This window comes from Moorena sp. SIO3I6, assembly GCF_010672095.1.
In genome coordinates, this window is sequence record NZ_JAAHHU010000932.1 from 1 (window position 1) to 1,920 (window position 1,920).

At 45.4% G+C, this 1,920-nt stretch carries 2 protein-coding genes; both read left to right on the forward strand.

Features of this window, described 5'->3' with window-relative positions:
• Positions 1-165 precede the first annotated feature (165 nt).
• On the forward strand, positions 166-1,104 hold the full coding sequence (locus F6K49_RS44605; protein ID WP_293108392.1) for a vitamin K epoxide reductase family protein: 939 nt from the start codon (positions 166-168) through the stop codon (positions 1,102-1,104).
• Positions 1,105-1,107: 3 nt separating this feature from the next.
• On the forward strand, positions 1,108-1,920 hold an 813-nt coding region (locus F6K49_RS44610), incomplete at its 3' end, for a biotin/lipoyl-binding protein (RefSeq protein WP_293108395.1).

The window sequence follows — 1,920 nt, forward strand, 5'->3', positions numbered from 1 at the left end:
TCTATTGCCTATTGCCTATTGCCTATTGCCTCTTGCCTATTGCCTCTTGCCTATTGCCTCTTGCCTATTGCCTATTGCCTCTTGCCTATTGCCTCTTGCCTTTACAAAGCGCAAGTATGTTCACAACTCAAATATAAATGTTATCTCTACTTTCCAAGAATTGTTATGACACACCAACCTTTTCTACACTGGATGCATCGCTGGTCCCGCCCTCTGATCGCAGGAATAGCCTCTTTGGGTGCTGTAGCAACTGCCTATCCCAAAATCATCCAATTAACACAACGTAATTCTACTTGTCGTCCCAGCGGTTGCAATCTACCTCCCACTCCCACCAGTGCCGATGCTGCCATCTTGAGTTCACCCATCACCTTATTAGGCTTAATTGCTTGCATTAGTATGGTGGTTTTTGCGATCGCTCCCCTGCTTGTGAATTCAAAAGCACATAAACAGTTCCGCTCTCCCTTAGAAAAGTGGACAATTGTGTTACTAGCAGTTGGTGGGACATTAATGCTAATTGTCAGCAGTTACCTGCTATATACGACACTGTTTGAATTCCACGAAAAGTGTAGCTTTTGTATTATGTCTACTTTATTGTCAGCGAGCTTGTTTATTCTGGCCTTGAGCGCTGGTGGTTGGCAGAAATTGAGACAACAACTGCTCACGGTAACTATGGTGGTGATACTGTTGCTCCTTGGGCTACTGGGTCTTTATACCCTGGGGAATATCAGTCGCTCTGCCACGGAAATCAACTATACTATAACCAGCTCTTCTAGTGAAGCACACATGGCTCTAGCAGAGCATTTGCAGAAACTAGAAGCGAAAATGTATGGTGCATTTTGGTGCGATCATTGCAATGAGCAAAAAGAAATGTTTGGTCAAGGTGCCTGGAGCCAAGTGAATTACATTGAGTGTGATGCTAAAGGTAAAAACTCTCGCCCAGACCTCTGCAAGGCCGCCAAGATTAAAGGTTTTCCCACTTGGGAGATTAACGGTCAGTTGTATTTAGGGAAACAATCATTGCAGACGTTAGCCGATTTATCTGACTACAAAGGTTCCCATAACTTTCAGAATTATTCTAGTCAAGCAGTGCCAGAAAAGGAGTGAATCATGGCTTTTCAGGCAAATCAGCCATTGGTAGATTTCAATTTTGGTAAAAATAGGTTAGCTAAATGGCTGCTAAGACTACTCCTTTTGTGCCTCGTATTTGGAGGAGGCTATGCAGCTTATCGCCAGCGGGTTGCCCTGCCAAATCAACAAGCAAAAACCCAAACGCAAACTGTATCTGTAGAAAAACTGAACCTAGCGGTCACAGTTTCTGCTAATGGCGTCATTGAGCCCGAACGTGCGATTAATCTTAGCCCTAAAACTACAGGATTGCTGAAAACTCTGTTAGTCAAGGAAGGCGATCGCGTACAAAAAGGGCAAATTCTTGCCTATATGGATGACTCCAATCTCACCGGGCAATTAACTCAGGCAGAAGGACAACTAGCTGAGAGACAAGCAAATCTGCAAAAGTTGCTAGCTGGCAATCGTCGAGAAGATATTGCCCAAGCTCAAGCACAACTGGCTGAGGCACAAGCAAATTTGGAAAAGTTGCTGGCTGGCAATCGTCCAGAAGATATTGCTCAGGGCTTGGCACGATTAGAAAAAGCACAAGCAAATCTGCAACAAGCTGAAGATGACCTCCAGCGCAAGCAGGAATTAGCAACGGCTGGTGCTATTTCTGTGGAAGATTTTAATCAAGTCCGGACGGCCCGTGATACAGCCGAAGCAGGGGTAAACGAAGCCCAGCAAGCTTTGCTACTCCTAAAAGCAGGGGCACGGCCAGAAGACATTGCTCAAGCCCGGGCTAGAGTGATGCAAAGACAACAAAGTTTGAAACTAGCCAAAGCAGGGGCACGGCCAGAAGACATTGCCCAA

Coding starts and splice junctions, on each gene's coding strand:
- F6K49_RS44605 (WP_293108392.1), top strand. CDS start 166: ATGACACACCAACCTTTTCTACACTGGATGCATCGCTGGTCCCGCCCT.